Source organism: Rhodococcus sp. NJ-530 (genome assembly GCF_003860625.1).
Taxonomy (GTDB): Bacteria; Actinomycetota; Actinomycetes; order Mycobacteriales; family Mycobacteriaceae; genus Rhodococcus_F; species Rhodococcus_F qingshengii.
In genome coordinates this window covers 293,427-310,310 of sequence record NZ_CP034152.1, presented here as the reverse complement: position 1 = coordinate 310,310, position 16,884 = coordinate 293,427, and the positions used below count along the sequence as shown (strand labels likewise).

The following is a 16,884-nucleotide window of genomic DNA, read 5'->3' as shown; positions in this document are numbered from 1 at the left end:
GGAACATCCGGTTTTCACGTTTAGTAGAGCATTGTTCTGGGAAAAGATGGGACTTTGCCTAAACATTGCGGACGCTCCACAACCTACAATTGCGAGACTAAATCTCGCCGAAAGTGGTTTAAGTCCTGCAAAATGGGGAACGTAGCCGCAGGTGAGCGCCACTTTCGGAGCAGAAATGCCGTTTCCAGCTCGGGACTTAGCTCCCTAACCGAGACAGCTGCGAGAGCCTTAGTTGATTACCAACGTCGGTGACCCGCCTATCCAATCGGGTAGGTAATTTCACCGAACATCTTCTCACCTGTTCAGATGATTAACCTTCATCGCACTGAGGGCAATCCTGTCGTTAATATGTTCTTCATCTGTACTGGATATTTCGACTGGAAGGTCGAAGATCACCTTTCGATAACCTTTGAAGGTTGAATGAATTTCGCTGTGACTCTTTTGTTATGCAGAACCTAGAGGGGAGGATTGATCCCACCAGGCGAGCACTCGGATGCCGGATAAAGTCAGCCACCTCGACGGCTCCCCCGCCTTTGTGTCGACCTCGAACCACACCCGCCCCGGTTGGCGACCGGCCTGGAGCCACGTCCCATCCGAGGCTCGAGCGGCCCGGATCATCTCGATCGCGTCCGCCATTCGCGGATCAGGCTCATTTCCATCCGACAACGACGCTTCGCGGAAGTAGTCGGCTGCGTTGAGCACGTTGTAACGCCACCGGAACGGGTACGCGAACCGGCCGATCCAGTCCCCCACCGGTTCCCCGGTCGAGAGTCTCCGGAACAGACCGCGCTGCAGCAAGAATTCCTCACCGGATCGTCGAGCCGCGCGCGTCTCAATTGTTCCCCCGGTCGCGATCTCGTACGCGAGAAGCCCTTTGAGTGAATTGAGCGTCGAATGGAACGACGATCGGGTCGAACCTTCGATCCACTCACAGTTCCACCCACCATCCGGAAGTTGATGCCGCACAAACCAATCAGCCAGTTCATCAACGGGCATGCCGAGCCACACACCGTTTGCCACCGTCCAGGCGTTGATGCAGCAATCGACCTCACCGTCCCAGTACGGCTGGCCCTCGTACTCCCAGCGACAGTTCTCCGCGAGCAGTTCTGCAGTACGACGCTCCCGCAGAACACTGGCGTCGAGGCCCCACTCACGCAAGGAGTTGAGCGTCCAAGTAGTTGCCGTCCAGGGTTGCGAACCTTCTTCTGCTGCTTCGGGTCCCACGAAGTCGAATTCTGCCGGGAAGAACGCCCCACCCGCCCATTTGCCGTCTCGATCCTGCAATGAAGGCAGGCGTGCACCAAATCCTTTGGTAGCGATCGACGCGCGCGTCGCCGCCCACACAGTGGGCGCTTCGTTCAGCAGGTCGCGCTCCACCTGCCACCGAATCGCCGGATCCGAATCGAGGAGCCACGCGAGCAAGTCGGCTCGGGGTGCCATCTGGCAATACTATCGAAAGGCGAAGCAGGTCATCCGGTTAACACATTTCTCGACGTCTGATGCAATGGTGAACTCCGGACCCGTTGCGTGGCCTACACCGGATAACCCAACGCCGCCCGCACCGCCACGATGTCGGCGGCAGCGACCTGCATAGGCTTGTCCCCCAACCGAATCAACGTGCCAGTGGGCAGTTCCTCTACCACCGCAGATTGGGGCAGCGCGCTGCGATCGAACGTAACTCCGGAATGGAAGTATGTTTCCCATCCCACCTCGACCTCACCTTTCGACCGATTCTGAAGGTGCCGGTAGTCTCCGATGCTCCACCGAGCTCGCTCCGGTTCCCAATGCTTGACGATCACTCTCATGATCGCGTCTCCGATATCCGGGTCGAGCAACCGCCGGGTACTGTCGGTGAGCTGCGTCTCCGTCGGCAACGACACCAGGACACTGTTGGGAGCACTGGTTTCCAGCCCGCCGACCCAGGCACCGACCCGGCGCGCGGTCCCGTCCTCGGGCGACAAGTCGCTGTCGTAGCCCGGTCCCGGGGTGTCCGAATACCCCATCTCCTTCGAGCGGGAATACTCGAAGATTCGCACCAACCCGTCCACACTGAGATCCGCGGGGCCTTTGTCCAGTTTTTTGGTGTACACCCACGGCAACGCCAACTCCGGGTCGATCTCTTCCAGATCGTCGAGGAAGGCCCGCATCGTCTGCGCCACTTCCTGACTCGACTGCACCCGCGTGCCCCAATATCCGATCACGGTCGGCCATCGCCCGACTATGCTCATCGCCCCGTCCTTTCCAACCACTGCGTAATAGTCTCCGTCCGACTACGTGTCGCGACATGAGCAAGGGTCGGCGGTCACGCGGCGTCTTAGACCGGGTAACCCAGTGCTTCCCGCACGGCCAGGATGTCGTCGAAGTTGACGTCTAACGGTTTCTCGCCCAACCGAATCAGCGTTCCGTTGGGGAGTTCCTCCAGTACGGCGACGACGGGCAGTTTGCTGTGATCAAGATCGATCCCGGACTGGATGTATGTCTCCCAACCGACTTCGATTTCGCTGACCTCATTTCCCTGCGCATTGCGGTACTCCCGCGTCCCCCACCGCGCAGACTCCGGCGACCAATGCTCGATGATCGCTTTCATGATCGCGTCCCCGACGCGTGCAGTCAGCAACTGCGACGCCTCCCCGATTGCTTGTTTCTCCGGGGGGAGGGTGACGTTGACGAGATTCGGAACCCTCGGAACATTCCGGCCGAGAGAGAATTGGATTCTCAAGAACTGATATCTGTCCGGGTGCAACAAACTCACGATGTAGCCAAGGTCGAAGGCAGCAACGGATTGCCCTTCGACATCCTTCGCTGCCCGGAAGATTTTCGCTAGGCCTTCCACGCTTAGATCGGTCGACTCGAAGGCAGTCTCGGGCGAAAACACCCAAGCTTGTCCAAGTGCTGGATCAATGTTCCTCAGACTATGAAGAAACGAGAACACCTCCGCTGCAATGCCTTCTACCGGTTGCGTCCGAGGGCCCCAATACCCGATCACTGTCGCGCCACGATCCGAATTCATCGACCTTTCCTTTCCAGCAACTCTGCGATCGTCATAGTCGTTCTCGGCAAATCATTGTCATTGAACAGTTGTGGTCCGGGTTGCTGCGGAGCGCCGGGGGCATCCGGATTCACCGGCACCTGACCGACATCAGGCAGAGTCGGCACACTCGGTTCCTCGGCACGACCTGGCGAGGGAGCCTCCGGGGTGGAGTTCTCGGGTCTCGGGTTCGACCCCGGATCGCCAATCCCACCGGGCGAGAATGATTCCCACTCGCCACGATCGGGAACGCCGGGAAAGTGGGTTGCGAGGGTTCCGGAATCGCGGGATCCGGGCGTGCAGGTTTCATTCACGGACGGAACAGAGGGTTGATCATGCTCGGCAGGTTGAACTGTGCCGTCGATGGCGGGTATGCCGCGCGGTGGCACTCCACCCGGAGCGTCGATCAGCTGGTGCGTAGCCGGATCGGGATCGCGGCGCGGTAATTGCGGGCAGGCTGGTCGGTCCGCGCCATCCCTACCTGCAGGCAGCCCCGAGTGCGCCCAATGTAGGGCTCACAGCCGTCTGAAACCTTTGGGTAGAGGAATCTCCGGTCGTTCGGTCGGCAGTCCTGCTGCTGCGCGGATGCTTCGGATGTCCTCGACGGTTAACGGCGTGGACAGATTCTTCTGGATGACGATTGTGCCGTCCTGGTAGGGAAACGCCTCCACGCTGGGCGGGAGCTGCGTTTCCTTGATCGGCAACTCAGGACCGAAGTAGGTGCAACTGCCCACGATCGCGTCACCCGGTACGTTGAACTGAGGCGATGATTCGGTTCGGCGGTAGAGCACGGTGACACGCGAGTCCCAGATGTCGGCTAGTCCCTGTACGAGCTTCAATGCCAGCGAAATCAGTGATTCGTCGGCAAAGGCACATGCGAATGCGCCGGACCCTGAGGTGCCCCCGAAACTGACAACGACTTTGACGTCTCCAGCGGGTGAATACAGGGTCATATGTCGTCCCAATGAGAGGGGATACATACCGCCGGTGGCATCGGGGGATCGTCTGCGCTCGATCAATGCGGCTTCGATCGATTTTTCCGTCGGAGGTACAAGGATCTGACGGAGATTCGACGCCAAGGCCTGCTCGACTCCGGCGCCGTCGGGGAGTGCATCGCCTACTGTTTGGTACAAGTCGACGTCGAAGACAGGATCGATGTCGCGAAGCAATCGTAGCGAACGTGCAACGAGCGCGGCCGTGACGGCCTCGCTTTCAGGCGAACCCTTTCGTGGAATGACCTTCACTGTCAAGCCCGCCGTAGGATTGCGGCGCAGTGATGACGTAGGCACTTTCACTCCCCTCCAAATACGATGATGTTGATGTTCTCCATCCCGATGACCTCGTCGAACGCATCCTCCATTATCTGAGCAGCTTGTTCTTAAGAACACCATCACCTGCGGACGTGAGCTTGGCCGTAACTTCTGGTGTCACAGCCGGCGCGAGCCTTTCGGTAGGCGAACCTCCGGTCGTTCGGTCAGCAGGCCGACTGCTGCACGGATGCTTCGGCTTCCGTCGGCAACCAACGGGGCGCGTGGATCACGCTGGATGACGATCGTTCCTTTCTTGTACGGAAAAGCTTCGACAGTGGGTGGGATCTGCGTTTCGTTGATCGGCATCTCAGGGCCGAAGTAGGTGCAACGTGCCCACCGTTGCGTCGCCGGGCACGTTGTACTGAGGTGTGAGCTCCGCATCCCGGTAGAGCACGGCCGTGGGAGCGTCCCAGATATCGGCCATGCCCTGGACGAGTTTCAATGACAGTGAGATCAGAGATTCATCGGCGAAGCCCCCTGGGTACGGCCAGATGAAGGTGCAAAGTAAGGAACCTGCTCCTGCCGTACCCCCGAATCCGATGAGAATTTCGATGTTTCCGTTGTCGGTGAACAACCTGAGTTGATGCCCGAATGAGAGTGGGTAAATCCCGCCTGCGGCATCAGGAGACTTTCTGCTCTCGATCATTGCGGCCTCGAGGGAGTCCTCTGCCTGAAGCGTGAGGATCCGTCCACCATTCGATGCCAGAGCCTGCTCGACCGTAACGCCGTCGGGAAGGTCATTCCTCACGGCGCGGTACATGTCGACGTCAAAGACTGGGTCAAGCTCTCGAAGGAACTGCAGTGACCGCGCTGCCAGCGCCGCGGTGACCGATTCGGCTTCCGGCGGTCCCTTTCGCGCCATGACTTTCAAGGTCAACCCGGAGGTCGGATCACGACGTAAAGATAAGGCAGACAACGTCACTCCTGTTCGAAGACGATCGACCAATTGGAACAGGCTCTGGCGCTACACCGGGTAACCCATCGCCGCCCGCACCGCCACGATGTCGGCGGCAGCGACCTCCATCGGCTTGTCCCCCAACCGAACCAACGTGCCAATGGGCAGTTCCTCCACCACCGCAGATTGGGGGAGTTTGCTGCGATCGAACGTAACTCCTGAATGGAAGTATGTTTCCCATCCCACCTCCACCTCACCTTTCGACCGATTCTGAAGGTGCCGGTAGTCGCCGATGCTCCACCGAGCCCGAACTGCCCACGATCGCGTCGCCGGGTACGTTGCGCTGAGGCGATGATTCGGTCCGGTGGTAGAGCACGGTGACACGAGAGGCCCAGATATCGGCCTGCCCCCGTACGACCCTTAACGCCAGCGCAATCAGCGATTCGTCGGCAATGGTGCAGGAAAACGAGTCGATGCGTGAGGTACCCCCGAAACCGATCATGACCTCGAGATCCCTTTTGGTCAGACAAATTGATCATCTGCTCTTTGGAGACTGGATCCGAGGCACGTGCCACGTGGGGCAAGACCGCACACAAATTGCTTAGACTGTCTCCAGTCTGGCTATCCAAGGCGCAGGCTCTAGGCACCGAGTCCGACGTTGGTCCAGATATCAAGGTAAGTGGAGTAATCGACCAGTTCAGGGGGTTCCGTCAATGACCACACAACACCCCTTGTCGATTCCTCACCAAAGTACAAGCAAAGATAACCGCCGCCGCCCGATCTGAATGTCGCGATGCAACGAGCCGGATCTGGGTACTCTTCAGGGGACAGCCCGTCCAGAATAGACCATTCAAAGCTGTCAATTCGAAACATATCTTCAAGAGGCAGTGGCCCGACAGTCTTACCGGCAATATAGTACCAACCGTTGTGCAAATTTGAATAGAAATTCTTTAGACTGGAGGGGAATTTACTCCAATACCCTGAAAGTTCATCACCATCCACTACCGGTGGCGTACCCAAATAGTAGAGATCGGTCCCGTCTGCCATTTTAATTTTATATAGAAGAAAGAACCTATTTTCAGACCTGAGCAACCGCACATCAGATAGATTATCTTTAATGTTTCTGTAAGTGTCGCCCAATATCGGTCGCCCAAATACGTCCCATTGGTCCAATATCCCAGAAATTCGAGCTGCAACGTCACCATTTAGTGCATCCAACCAATAATTCGGAAGCGCCATACGTTCAAGTGGTGTCAAGTCGTCAATCTCCGCAAGCACGGGCGAGTCGACACACCGCGAAATCTTGACCAGATCCACTACTGAACTCCATTCAATATATTAGATATCATTAACTATCCAGACGAGGCGGATGCTCGAAAAATGGGATGAGCTGCAGGGACTAGGGGAAGAGGACTACCGCTCGCGATGGCGCTGACAGCTACTGAATTGGGCTGCGCGAAGAGCAGCTTCGAGCCATCGATCATCCTGGTTACTGTACAGCTTGCGCAAACCGGGCAGGTGTACGCCGCCATGTGGAAAGTACTGTTTCCCACGGCATCTCACTACAAGCTGTTCGGGTACGCGCGAGGGTGGTATCAAGGACAAAGCGCTCTACGCGCCGGCTCAGGTGTTGACCTGATTTCCGTCAGAATCGGTATCTCGTGCTTGGCGGTCAGTGTCTTTGTAGTGCAATTTGTCGTACCTGTTTACCGGAGGTGCATCCTTCTGCTCGCGGTAGAGCGCCCGTGTCAGCCAAGCACCGAAAACATCGTTGAATCCGGTGGGATGCCTTCGCGTGAGGAAGGGGGTCCACCACCACGCCACGAACACAGCAGCGAAACCGCACAAGAGGACAGGTCCGAGAATCGACCGCTGTGGAGCGGTGAGCCAAGCGAAAACGATGGTAAGGATCGACGAACTCCAGTAAATCGTTCTCGCATGACTGCGGTACATCACGTAGGGCGTAGATACGATCAACGCCACAGCCCCTGCAGCGATCGCACAAATCGCATAAAAGGTGGTCATGGTGCCGGTTCCGCTTGAGGAACGGTGTGTCGTCGGTATATGGAACTCTTCGGGAGAAAACGCAAAACGAGGACCGCCGCAGTGCCCGCGACAGCGCCGATCCGGGTGGTCGAATTGTCAGTCACGAGGAACACCATCCCACTCGCAGCCGTCAACGAAACGGCCAAGGTTATCGCGCCCCGCATCGGATTGCCTGCTGCGGCATCAAGCGCCGACAGCACCCCCGAGGCTAGGCAGAATGCAATGGCAGCGATCAGCAGGTAATGCACGGTCTCAGTCCCTTCTCTTGGAGCGATCGATCATTGTCTAAGGCTTCAATCAAATGATCGGCCTGCCCGGGTACCCAAGTATGCCCCGAGTAGCGATCCTCCGATTGCACCGATTCCGCCCCCGACTGCGGCACCTATCGGGCCGCCGAGAAACCCGCCGAGTGCGGCGCCACCTTTGCCGCCTGCCCATCCCAATGCGATTGCGCCACCGGAATTTCCCACAGTTTCGCCACGTGGCGCGCCTTCGCGCCACTTGATGACACCCGAGGCAACCTCAACTGCCACCGATAATCTGCTTAAAACAGTACCCACTGCCGCCGACCGAGCGGCCTGCGCAGCGCTCGGGAGCGAACCAGCATGATGCACACCGGTGTTCGCAAGGGCGCCCGCAGATTGCAAGCCCGAGGCGGGGCCACCGAGCGCGGTGCTGCCTTTACTCAAGACAGTTGCGATCTCGGAATCTGTATAGCCGCGGTCTCGCATCTGATCCACCTGCCATTGCAGGTCGTCAAGTTGTTGCTGTGCGGTCAGAGGGACGTTGCCAGTGAAGTCAGCAGGTACGTCGCCATGGGCGAGCGCCCGTTGGTTCGCGGCCCTCTGCGCGGGGCCGATCAAACCGTTGTTGGGATCAGAGTCAAAGATCCCGAATGGTAATTCCATTGGAGGATCTGGCTGCGTCTGCGTTTCCATGTCGAGGTTGTCGAGTGGGTTCCACGGAGGCTCGCTCGCTGTACCCCCGGGTGTATCGGTGCCCGAGTCGGTCGGCGATCCGATATCGAACGGCAGTGGTGTTGTCGGTGCCGGCTGCGTCGGGGCGTCCATGTCGAGGTTGTCGAGTGGGTTCCACGGAGGCTCGCTCGTATCGGTGCCCGAGTCGGTCGGCGATCCGATATCGAACGGCAGAGGCGTTGTCGGTGCCGGCTGCGTCGGCGGATCCATGTCGAGATTGCCCAGTGGGTCGATCCCGCCGACGTCGTTGTAGGGGGAGTCTGTCGGGACGTTGACCATGACCGGTCCGCCGGACTGGTTGACGACCTCACCGCCGCCTTGAAGGGGTGTAGCGGTGACGTCTCGTCCGGTGACCGGGTCGCTGCCGCCGTAGGGGCCGTCAGCAGTGACCGGGTAGATGACGCCCGGGGTCGGGATAACGACTTGGTAGAGCTTGCCGTCACGGATCTCGTAGTAGGTGGGAACCGGATCGCCGTTGACGTCGTACGCCCACGCAGCGGCAACGGTGCCCTGCAAGTCTCCGTTCGCGTCGTAGACACCGACGGACCCGTCGTCGTTGATGCTCATGTGTCCGCCGGGTGGTAGGTCGACCACCATTTCAGCTTCATGCGAGGAGGTTTCGTCGTGAATGAGGAAGATGGTGCGTTGTCCGCCACCTGGGTCGGGGATGACCACGACGTCCTGACCGCCGACGAAATACGGCATGAACGGTTTCGCGACCGTACCGACTACCTGGGAGAGAACCGACTCCCACGGACGCGCGCTCACACGCGCACTGAACGGTCCCGGCCGCCCCCTCACTCTCATACCCGCAGCGGTGAACGCCGCGGCCCCGACGAGGACCAGTTCGAGATACCGGTCACGGCCCGAGTCCTCCCCGGCGGTGGAAACATCTGCTGCCGGGTCCGGAACCGTTTGGGCCGGTGCGATATTCGAATCCGAATCCGCGGGGATCGGTCCGGGACCACGATCGGTGGTGGTTCCCTCACCCGGGGTGGGTGTGGGTGAGGGAACCGCTGATGCCGATGCATTGGGGAATGCACCGACACCAGTTTCCGAGGCCGGGGACTCGGAAGTAATGGGCGGAACCTCGATCGTCGGCACAGGGACGATGGGGGTGCCGTTGTAGGTGGGAAAGTTCGTCGGAGCATTCGCGCCGACATTCGGGCCACCGCCTGGAGCCTGCGCACCGGGGAGCCCGACCGTGGTCGTCGGCGCAACTGTCGCCGTCGTGGACGGCGCACTCAGGCACGGGTTGATGATCTCTGGCGGGATGGGTGCACCAGGTGGCAGCGACGCAATGAGATTCAGGTAGATCTGATGATCACGTGCCCGCACCGCCGCGCAGTCTTCTTCCGGCGTCGCGTTCGCCGGAGCGGCGGAGAGTGCAATTCCCGCACCGATCGCTCCGGCCGCTCCGGTCAACAGCGCCCCAGCGGCAAGCACTCCCGCGAGAGTCCGGCGAAGTCGTCTACCGGACTTCACCGGTGCGCACCACGATTGTCACTCTTCTTCGTTCGGAGTAGCGCGATGAGTTTGTCTGCGCCCCACCAGAACAACCGTCCGGAGATCGACATCCACAAGAAGAACGCCAGGTAAACCAGGATCGTCCCGTAGTCGTTCGCCCAGCCGGCGAGCTTCCCGATCACCGCGAATGCCGCGATCAGCAACCCCAGTCCAACTGCCGTAGCGATCACAGCCTTGGAGAGTGGACTGAGTTCACTGTCCGGATCCCAGTCATCAACGTCTGCAACGCCTTTGCTGACGAGGGCAGCGGGTTCCGTTTGGACACTGCGACGTTCGGCGTTGTTGACGGTCATGGCTGGAACTCCAAACAGGAAGGGAGAGCGGGGACAACGGGTCGCCGACGTTCGGCCTGGTATCAGTTCCAGTACTGCTCCGTCAGCACTATGTGCCCCTCACTGGCGGGGTGATTCGGGTCGGAGACAAAGACATTGGCATGCCCACCACGCGCGGCTGCTTCACCGAGCACAGTTCCTTCGAGGGCGTCGACCTTGCCATCGGTAACAGTTATCGCGGAACCAGGCGCCAACCAGACCCCCCTCAGCGAACCTGGAACGATGTTCGCAATCGCATCAGGAATCGGGCTCGCCGCCAGCGCCGCCGTTTCGGCGTTCGAAAGCGAAAGTCCGATCCGGCCATGTTCCGGTTGCACGATCGGAGTTGCAGCAGATGCCATGCCGGCGCCGAGAACACCGAACAGGGCGATACCTGCGGTGAGAGTTCCGGCAGTGGCCAAGGTACGAATCTTCATGATTTCTCCTTTGTGGGCGTGATGAGTAACCACCCCTGGACGGGACGGATCGGGAATAGTCGCCAGCAGCGCTGACGACGGCTGCGTGGGTTAGAGCCAGGTGGGATCGGAGTACACGAACAATGTGTTGTCGGACGTCGCCGTCGACACCGAGAGTTGTGCGTACGAGCGGATCGTCACCGGCCCCATGCACGCATCAACCTTCACGTGCACGTTCTCTGCCGTGATCGACGCCTTCGACGACTCGAGATCCTTCTTCCCCAACGGAATCGTCGTGATCGTGCCCGGCGCAATCGTCGACTGAATACTCGGATTCACCGACGCATTCACACCCACGTTCGCCGACGGGACACCCGAAATACTCACACCGACAGACGGGCCGAGCGAAAAGCCAAGCCCCAAGCCAAGTCCGGAGGAGACATCGATCTGGCAGCCGATCTGCAATCCCTGCTCGACATAACCGGTCTTCACTGCCGAATCGCCCTGACCACCGATCGTGCCGGTCACCTTCGCCGACACGAACCCCTCACGAGTGAACGCCGTCGTCGCCAAATTCGGCACCGGATTCGCCGACAGTTTGGTGGCGGCAAGATCCAACGTCCAGCCGTCATCGGTGACCGTGCTCGCGAATTTGTCCGCCAACGCCGTCGGCGTTGCCGATGCGCTCCCTGCGAAGACCACCCCAGACGACAGTGTGGCAACCGCACACGCCGCGAGCCCCACTGCGGCCCTCGATCGACGATGGGATATGCCGTTTTGCGATTCGATCGACATGAACTGCTCCTCCACGTGACACAGCAACCAGAGCGGTAGCCGACAACTAACTGAATTAGTTACCGGACGGTACCAATCGTCCTGTTTGCCCGCCAGCGCGCCATCTCCCCCATCTTGGATTTAGGGTGAACTTTCGGTAACAGATATATATCGACAGGCTTATCAGCAGCGAAAAGGACCTAGGTCCTACTATGAGCAAGGTCACCGTTTACGGACGAGAAGATCCCTCAGAAACAGTGCGGCAAATCGAATTGAATCCGCATTTCGCGGGCCTCAGAGCAGTTGGAGACCGAAAGTGCGGGCATCAAGCCAGTGCGCGTACTTGAATATGAAACCAACAGGCATTACTTGGCAATCAATCGTGAAGTACGGCGCCCGAGCGGGGCCTGGGAGCGCAACTCTGCACAGCTCACGCGGAGATACTCACTTCGTGGTCGGCGCGAACTCGTCGGACCCACTGGCATCGCATCGTTAGCTTGTCAATCACTGATTAGCGCAGGCGACGCACACAAGTAGTACGCAAGTACGAGAAAAGGCTCTGACCAAGACCGGAGTCCTTGATCAGAGCCTTACCAACTCGGGGTCGAAAGTTATGCCGGTTCTCTCATGATGCCGAGATGCCGTGCAGTCCCGGACACCCCAGGAACCTCTTGCACAGGAGACCAGGTGTTCAGCCCGTCCGTGCTGTCGGAGTAGAGATACTTACCTTCGGTATAGGCGTCGAGATAGATCCGCCAGTCGCCGCTCGGCAACTGAACCACGGCCGGACCTTCGACAAGCGAACCCCAATTCCCTGGCGGGACAAACGAATAAGGTCCCGTCACCGAAGGAGCGACCGCATGCTCGACGACCTTCTTCGTCTCGTTCTTGGTGAACGCATGATAGGTCGATCCGACTTTGACCACGGTGGTGTCGATGTGGTCCGCACCGATCCCGGCGAGCGGAACAGGCGGGCTCCACAACCGGAGCGACGGTTCCAACGCCGTCATCAGATACGGCACAAATCCTCCACCGGTCGACATCGACAGGATGACGTTGACGCGATCGCCGTCCACAAACCATTCAGGCGCCCAGGCCTTGGTGACGAATGGTGACAGCGACGGTCCGTCGCTGAATCCGGCCGAACCCGAGAAGCCCGGGGGGCTCGCAGAACCGGTGCCATCTCCCGTGCCAGGCATCAAGGCGCAGCAAAACGGAACCGGATAGTTCCCCAGCGGCGTCCAGTTGATGCGGTCGCTGCTGCGTGCGAACCCGATGTTCGCCCCACCACCCGTCGTGTAGGTGAGGTAGTACACCCCGTCCGTGTTCCGGAAGATGCTCGGATCACGCACGAGCCCAGATGGCGGCCTGTACGCCGACTGCTGGACGAGCTGAAAGCCGGTGCCGTCGGCCGACTCGTAGACATCCATGTCGCGGTCGCTGGCATTGCTGAACGCCACCATTGTGTATTTCCAGTCAGGCGGCGGCGCGGCGCTGCTGGCAGGGGCTGCGACCAGCAACCCCGCGACGACGAGGATCACCAGCGATACAACAGAAAGGCCGGTCCGTTTTGTCGGAATCACCGATGAAGTATGTATGACAGCAGGCCCACCATGGGTAACTTCGGTCGGAGGCAGAGCAGGATCGTTACCTAAGTCGATTCGTCTTGTAGTGACGGCGGGACGGCGGCAGGTCGGCCGTTAGCATCACGCCATGGAACTTGGGGTGCATTTCGCGCTGTCAGACAGCGTGGCAGCGGAACTTCTGGACGCGCGCGGCGACGACGACAAACTCGGCGCTGTGGTCGAGGACATCGAGGAGACGGGCCGATCCGAGTTCTCGTGCGACACGGACAAGGCGTGGGATCCGATCCTGTGCGCTCTCTCCAGCACGGGGTACGAGCGCGTGTCCGAGAACTGGCCGGCCTACGGCGTGATCTTGGGTGACGAAGACCTCAACACCGACACCGACGACCAACTCGTCACCTACCTGGCACCCGATCGGGTCGCCGAAGTCTCCTCGTACCTGGCGGAAATCACCGAATCCGAGTTCGGCGTGCGCTACGACGCGATGCCGCTCGACGACCGCAACCCGGAGTACGGCTCCGACGAGCGCGGGTACGCCTGGGGCTGGCTTCAGGAAGTGGCGGACTTTTTCCAGCGCGCGGCCCGAGAGAATCACCACGTGGTGTTCACGGTGCGGTTCTGACGCCCACCACCCAAGCAGTGTGACTTCCGAAACCGGTAAAGGGTCTGACCTGGAGAAGTCCTAGGTCAGAGCCTTTGCTTTTGACGGAAGCGGAGGGATTTGAACTCTTGCGCGTCCGCAGGCCGGGGATCGATTTTTGCCCTACCTGCGGTAATGGGTCAGGTGCGGTCACGCCGAATCACCCCCATTTTATAGTAGGTGTGCTCATTTGTGCTCAGGGAACGCTCGACTACGGCTCGTTCCTTCCTCACCGTTCGATGTGGGATCCGACGTAGAACGTGACGACACCCGAGACATCCCTTCGGGCTAACGTGTGCCCTCATGATCGATTTTCTGAACTCGTCTGCTGGGATCTACCTGCTGTACTCACTGGCGGGCGTGTTCCAACTCTTCGGCATCGTGATCGTGGTGCGCGAGTTCCTGCGTGCGCGGCGTAACGACCAGTTGTTGCAGGGCAATCTTCAGGTGATTTGGAAGGTCTGGAATGAGATCGACGAGGATTCAGGCCCGCTTTCTGTCGAATACGCAGGCGGTGATGAAAGTTTCGCGGCGATGATCCGCCCCTCGGTCGAAACGGATATGCGAGTACGAAACGTCCGCCTGGCGCTCGAGCAAGTAATCGGACACAGAGAAGCGATGAAGGAGCCAAACAAATGGCTTGAGCGAGCGGGGCTACTGGGCCTCGTGCTCGGCATCATTCTCGGTCTGGCTGCGAGTCTCTTCTCAGTGACGTAGGTGAAACGGTCAAGGGTACGCGCTGAGTGAGTACCCTTTTCGCGCCACTGCGAAGAAGGGCGTGCGGTGAACGCACACCCTTTGTGAGATCCCGCAACGTTTCCCGGCGCCGGGAAGCGTTGGTGGGAGTCTTCGCCGATCGGCGAAGACTCAATGGGTGTCAGTACTACCGACACCCTTTTAGCTGATGTCGGCACAGCCGACATCAGGGTCTTGGGATCTGATCGCCAATCAGGCGTTGTTCACCTCAGCTTCTTTGACGACCTCGGCGCCCGTCCATTCATTGCGCCGGCGGATTTCGACTCCTCCGTCGAGGCTCACACCGATAGTGGTGAGACCGCGGTTCCCAGCGTTGGTGGCGATTGCATTGGTCAGAGGTTCGATGAGAGCTGTGAGTTGTGCGATTTTCGCAGCGTTGCGCGCGTCTGCCTCCGCGTCAAATTCGGTGAAGCCCGGTCCGCCGGCGAATTCACTGGGCAGCTCCAAGAGATGGAGGGCTTCGGTCGTTGCTGCATTGTCCCTGCTTCGAGGGCCATTGACGTGGACTCGTAGAACGATGAGGCTGCCACGGCGTCCCAAATCGTAGAAATCCGGCTGGACGTCGAACCTGACGGCCAGTGACGGCCGAACTACGGTGCCATCCAGAGTTTTGAGCCAGCAATTTTCGGTCATCGGCGAGCCTCTCGTCTCAGCGTGGAGCTGACGAGCTCCACCTGACAGAGATTACTGTTCGCTATCGACATCCACTGCGGCGTGAGGCCCAGGTTCGACTGGGTCTGTTTTGCCGCACTCACTACTGATGAGGGCAGACCTGGCGATGAGGCATGCCAGACATACCCCATCCGCGACCTGACCGTGTTTCAAACACGGTCAGGTCTGCGAGGGTGTCCACGTCGACGGACGCCCTTTCCGATGACCGGTTACTGGTTCTCTCCCTCCTACGCGCTGAGCGGGCTCGCGCACGCGTTGCACACGACGCTGGGAGGCGTCAACGCCCAGGGATTTCGCAGTCTCGGCTCGGAAGTGGTCCGTACGGCCAGGCCCCAGCGATGCCAACGCCCCTTGGCTTGGGAACCTTCCGAACAAGGTGACCGTTCAGTTTGCACGGACCGATCCGCGTCCGCTGTCTCAACCGTTTCTAGGGGCTGTTAGTGAATCTCATCCCGATCCCACAATCCACCAATGTCCGAGCCGCTGGCTACGATCCGGCAACGAGCACTCTGGTTGTCGAATTCCGTCAGAATCGCCGCTACTCGTACGCTGACGTGCCCATTGCGCTGTTCCACGAGCTCACCGATGGGCATCCCCATCCTTGGACGCGAACCGGTCGGCGGATCAAGGCTCATGTCCCAACGCGAATCAATTAACTACCTCGGTAGTAGTGAAGCACCCCGACTCGTTTCTGAGGCGGGGTGCTTCCGTTGTGCGGCCTGAGTCAGGCTGCGGTGGCGATCTTCACGACGCCGAGCGGCTGATACACCGCCAGGTGGTAGCGGGACTCGACGCGGGCACGCATCAAGTTCTTCTCGAAGTTGTCGCCCGAGCTGTCCCACTTGAGTTCCACGTTCGCGTCAGTGTCGACGGCGAGTGCGGTCGGGTCGAGCAGCACTGCAGTCTTGGCCGGCAGTGCCGTGCAGATCGCAATGTTCACGCCCCAGAGGGTGCGCTTGGCACGATCAACCGGACCACCGAGTTCGAGACTGCCGGCTGAGTCGGTGCGGGCAAGCTCGAGCTTCTCCCAATCGGCAGGGCTGAGAACGAACGTGCCAGCGGTGTGGCCGATGCTCTCGACTGCGGTCACGGCCTTGCGACAGCGCATGCTCGGACACGCGTCGGCCGCGATGACCCTCGACACCTACGCGGACCTCTTCGACGACGATCTCGACGCCATTGGAATCTCACTGAATCAGGCACGTTCAGAGACGGGTGTGCTCAAAACGTGCTCAAAGAATGCGAACTAGTGGCTGACTTTGATCGAAAAAAGTCCCTCACCTGCATGAACAAGTGAGGGACTTTGGCGGAAGCGGAGGGATTTGAACCCCCGGTGGGTTTAACGCCACGCTCGCTTTCAAGGCGAGTGCATTCGGCCGCTCTGCCACGCTTCCGTGGGCGATCCTATCGGGTGTTCCCACGGACCGCGAAAACGGCTCCGACGTCAGCGCTCGCCGATGGCTTTGTCGACCTTCTCGAAGACGTCTGCCAGCACGTCCAGTTCCTGAGGAGTCAGCAGATCGACCAGATTGTTCCGCACGCCGGCCACGTGAGTAGGCGCTGCCTCGGCGAGGCGACGCCTACCCTCTTCCGTGATCCGCGCGAGCACGCCGCGACCATCTTCGACGCAAGTGTCGCGCACGACGATGCCCTGAGATTCCATCCGCCTGATCTGGTGCGTCAGGCGGCTGCGCGAAGACAGCACGCCGTCTGCCAGGTCACTCATCCGCAACGACCCGTCAGCTGACTCCGAGAGCATGACCAAAATGCGGTAATCGGCCAACGACAGGTCGTGTGAATCCTGCAGTTCGCGGTTGAGAACCTCCATGAGGCGCTGATTACCGTCCATGTAGCCGCGCCATGCACGCATCTCGCACGGCGTCAGCCACGGTGTCTCACCGTGCGCCGCCTGCGATGTCTCCTCGGTTGTCGCTTCAGCTGTCACA

At 59.8% G+C, this 16,884-nt stretch carries 18 protein-coding genes, 1 tRNA gene and 2 pseudogenes; 3 read left to right on the top strand and 18 right to left on the bottom strand.

Annotated features, from left to right (window positions below):
* Nucleotides 1-444: 444 nt before the first annotated feature.
* From EHW12_RS01400 to EHW12_RS01330, 14 genes and pseudogenes are all read right to left on the bottom strand, one after another.
* On the bottom strand, nucleotides 445-1,440 hold the full coding sequence (locus tag EHW12_RS01400) for a hypothetical protein (RefSeq protein WP_007731722.1): 996 nt from the start codon (nucleotides 1,438-1,440) through the stop codon (nucleotides 445-447).
* 92 nt (nucleotides 1,441-1,532) lie between these two features.
* The gene (locus EHW12_RS01395) at nucleotides 1,533-2,228 is read right to left on the bottom strand and encodes an Imm52 family immunity protein (RefSeq protein WP_241199085.1); all 696 of its coding nucleotides are present in this window, start codon (nucleotides 2,226-2,228) and stop codon (nucleotides 1,533-1,535) included.
* A gap of 86 nt (nucleotides 2,229-2,314) precedes the next feature.
* A complete protein-coding gene (locus tag EHW12_RS01390) occupies nucleotides 2,315-3,010 on the bottom strand; it encodes an Imm52 family immunity protein (protein ID WP_338012658.1) in 696 nt (231 codons plus the stop codon).
* A 533-nt stretch (nucleotides 3,011-3,543) separates the two neighbouring features.
* Entirely contained in the window at nucleotides 3,544-4,317 is a 774-nt protein-coding gene (locus EHW12_RS01380; RefSeq protein ID WP_223304698.1) for a hypothetical protein, read from the bottom strand.
* 138 nt (nucleotides 4,318-4,455) lie between these two features.
* Nucleotides 4,456-4,644 carry a hypothetical protein gene (locus EHW12_RS35050; protein WP_007731733.1) on the bottom strand — a complete coding sequence of 63 codons (189 nt, stop codon included), beginning with the start codon at nucleotides 4,642-4,644 and terminating at the stop codon, nucleotides 4,456-4,458.
* 1 nt (nucleotide 4,645) lies between these two features.
* Complete coding sequence (locus tag EHW12_RS01375; RefSeq protein WP_007731734.1) at nucleotides 4,646-5,200, bottom strand: hypothetical protein; 555 nt, start codon at nucleotides 5,198-5,200, stop codon at nucleotides 4,646-4,648.
* Between the two features lie 102 nt (nucleotides 5,201-5,302).
* A pseudogene (locus EHW12_RS01370) lies at nucleotides 5,303-5,542 on the bottom strand (hypothetical protein); the annotation flags it as partial.
* 330 nt (nucleotides 5,543-5,872) lie between these two features.
* On the bottom strand, nucleotides 5,873-6,550 hold the full coding sequence (locus tag EHW12_RS01360; protein ID WP_007731739.1) for an SMI1/KNR4 family protein: 678 nt from the start codon (nucleotides 6,548-6,550) through the stop codon (nucleotides 5,873-5,875).
* A gap of 306 nt (nucleotides 6,551-6,856) precedes the next feature.
* Complete coding sequence (locus tag EHW12_RS01355; protein WP_007731740.1) at nucleotides 6,857-7,258, bottom strand: hypothetical protein; 402 nt, start codon at nucleotides 7,256-7,258, stop codon at nucleotides 6,857-6,859.
* 314 nt (nucleotides 7,259-7,572) lie between these two features.
* A complete protein-coding gene (locus EHW12_RS01350; RefSeq protein ID WP_193777145.1) occupies nucleotides 7,573-9,741 on the bottom strand; it encodes a hypothetical protein in 2,169 nt (722 codons plus the stop codon).
* A complete protein-coding gene (locus EHW12_RS01345; RefSeq protein WP_007731743.1) occupies nucleotides 9,738-10,076 on the bottom strand; it encodes a hypothetical protein in 339 nt (112 codons plus the stop codon). The genes EHW12_RS01350 and EHW12_RS01345 overlap by 4 nt, the downstream gene beginning before the upstream one ends.
* 62 nt (nucleotides 10,077-10,138) lie before the next feature.
* Nucleotides 10,139-10,531: a hypothetical protein gene (locus EHW12_RS01340; protein WP_007731744.1), complete on the bottom strand. Its 393-nt coding sequence runs from the start codon at nucleotides 10,529-10,531 to the stop codon at nucleotides 10,139-10,141.
* A 90-nt stretch (nucleotides 10,532-10,621) separates the two neighbouring features.
* On the bottom strand, nucleotides 10,622-11,305 hold the full coding sequence (locus EHW12_RS01335) for an MspA family porin (RefSeq protein WP_007731745.1): 684 nt from the start codon (nucleotides 11,303-11,305) through the stop codon (nucleotides 10,622-10,624).
* 590 nt (nucleotides 11,306-11,895) lie between these two features.
* Nucleotides 11,896-12,747, bottom strand: a complete 852-nt coding sequence (locus EHW12_RS01330) for a glycoside hydrolase family 43 protein (RefSeq protein WP_007731746.1) — start codon at nucleotides 12,745-12,747, stop codon at nucleotides 11,896-11,898.
* Nucleotides 12,748-12,997: 250 nt separating this feature from the next.
* On the opposite strand from EHW12_RS01330, the gene EHW12_RS01325 reads away from it, so the two are divergent.
* Together EHW12_RS01325 and EHW12_RS01320 are read left to right on the top strand one after the other, a co-directional pair.
* Nucleotides 12,998-13,492, top strand: a complete 495-nt coding sequence (locus EHW12_RS01325; RefSeq protein ID WP_021342497.1) for a YfbM family protein — start codon at nucleotides 12,998-13,000, stop codon at nucleotides 13,490-13,492.
* A gap of 321 nt (nucleotides 13,493-13,813) precedes the next feature.
* Complete coding sequence (locus EHW12_RS01320) at nucleotides 13,814-14,227, top strand: hypothetical protein (RefSeq protein ID WP_007731749.1); 414 nt, start codon at nucleotides 13,814-13,816, stop codon at nucleotides 14,225-14,227.
* Nucleotides 14,228-14,458: 231 nt separating this feature from the next.
* On the opposite strand, the gene EHW12_RS01315 is transcribed toward EHW12_RS01320, so the two are convergent.
* Together EHW12_RS01315 and EHW12_RS01305 are read right to left on the bottom strand one after the other, a co-directional pair.
* On the bottom strand, nucleotides 14,459-14,899 hold the full coding sequence (locus EHW12_RS01315) for a hypothetical protein (RefSeq protein WP_007731752.1): 441 nt from the start codon (nucleotides 14,897-14,899) through the stop codon (nucleotides 14,459-14,461).
* Nucleotides 14,900-15,662: 763 nt separating this feature from the next.
* Complete coding sequence (locus EHW12_RS01305) at nucleotides 15,663-16,046, bottom strand: phage major capsid protein (protein WP_052027918.1); 384 nt, start codon at nucleotides 16,044-16,046, stop codon at nucleotides 15,663-15,665.
* On the opposite strand from EHW12_RS01305, the pseudogene EHW12_RS35045 reads away from it, so the two are divergent.
* A pseudogene (locus EHW12_RS35045) lies at nucleotides 16,039-16,188 on the top strand (site-specific integrase); the annotation flags it as partial. The gene EHW12_RS01305 and the pseudogene EHW12_RS35045 sit on opposite strands and share 8 nt — an antisense overlap.
* 54 nt (nucleotides 16,189-16,242) lie before the next feature.
* Here EHW12_RS35045 and EHW12_RS01295 read toward each other — a convergent pair.
* Nucleotides 16,243-16,332: transfer RNA gene (locus EHW12_RS01295), tRNA-Ser, on the bottom strand.
* 50 nt (nucleotides 16,333-16,382) lie between these two features.
* The gene (locus EHW12_RS01290; RefSeq protein ID WP_020968140.1) at nucleotides 16,383-16,808 is read right to left on the bottom strand and encodes a MarR family transcriptional regulator; all 426 of its coding nucleotides are present in this window, start codon (nucleotides 16,806-16,808) and stop codon (nucleotides 16,383-16,385) included.
* Nucleotides 16,809-16,884 lie beyond the last annotated feature (76 nt).

Excerpts from the sequence above, each read along its gene's own strand:
- EHW12_RS01355 (WP_007731740.1), bottom strand. The coding sequence starts at position 7,258 with ATGACCACCTTTTATGCGATTTGTGCGATCGCTGCAGGGGCTGTGGCG.
- EHW12_RS01375 (WP_007731734.1), bottom strand. The coding sequence starts at position 5,200 with ATGGCGCGAAAGGGACCGCCGGAAGCCGAATCGGTCACCGCGGCGCTG.
- EHW12_RS01395 (WP_241199085.1), bottom strand. The coding sequence starts at position 2,228 with ATGAGCATAGTCGGGCGATGGCCGACCGTGATCGGATATTGGGGCACG.
- EHW12_RS01290 (WP_020968140.1), bottom strand. The coding sequence starts at position 16,808 with ATGCGTGCATGGCGCGGCTACATGGACGGTAATCAGCGCCTCATGGAG.
- EHW12_RS01325 (WP_021342497.1), top strand. The coding sequence starts at position 12,998 with ATGGAACTTGGGGTGCATTTCGCGCTGTCAGACAGCGTGGCAGCGGAA.
- EHW12_RS01305 (WP_052027918.1), bottom strand. The coding sequence starts at position 16,046 with ATGCGCTGTCGCAAGGCCGTGACCGCAGTCGAGAGCATCGGCCACACC.
- EHW12_RS01400 (WP_007731722.1), bottom strand. The coding sequence starts at position 1,440 with ATGGCACCCCGAGCCGACTTGCTCGCGTGGCTCCTCGATTCGGATCCG.
- EHW12_RS01340 (WP_007731744.1), bottom strand. The coding sequence starts at position 10,531 with ATGAAGATTCGTACCTTGGCCACTGCCGGAACTCTCACCGCAGGTATC.
- EHW12_RS01315 (WP_007731752.1), bottom strand. The coding sequence starts at position 14,899 with ATGACCGAAAATTGCTGGCTCAAAACTCTGGATGGCACCGTAGTTCGG.
- EHW12_RS01390 (WP_338012658.1), bottom strand. The coding sequence starts at position 3,010 with ATGAATTCGGATCGTGGCGCGACAGTGATCGGGTATTGGGGCCCTCGG.
- EHW12_RS01335 (WP_007731745.1), bottom strand. The coding sequence starts at position 11,305 with ATGTCGATCGAATCGCAAAACGGCATATCCCATCGTCGATCGAGGGCC.
- EHW12_RS35050 (WP_007731733.1), bottom strand. The coding sequence starts at position 4,644 with ATGCCGATCAACGAAACGCAGATCCCACCCACTGTCGAAGCTTTTCCG.
- EHW12_RS01330 (WP_007731746.1), bottom strand. The coding sequence starts at position 12,747 with ATGGTGGCGTTCAGCAATGCCAGCGACCGCGACATGGATGTCTACGAG.
- EHW12_RS01320 (WP_007731749.1), top strand. The coding sequence starts at position 13,814 with ATGATCGATTTTCTGAACTCGTCTGCTGGGATCTACCTGCTGTACTCA.
- EHW12_RS01345 (WP_007731743.1), bottom strand. The coding sequence starts at position 10,076 with ATGACCGTCAACAACGCCGAACGTCGCAGTGTCCAAACGGAACCCGCT.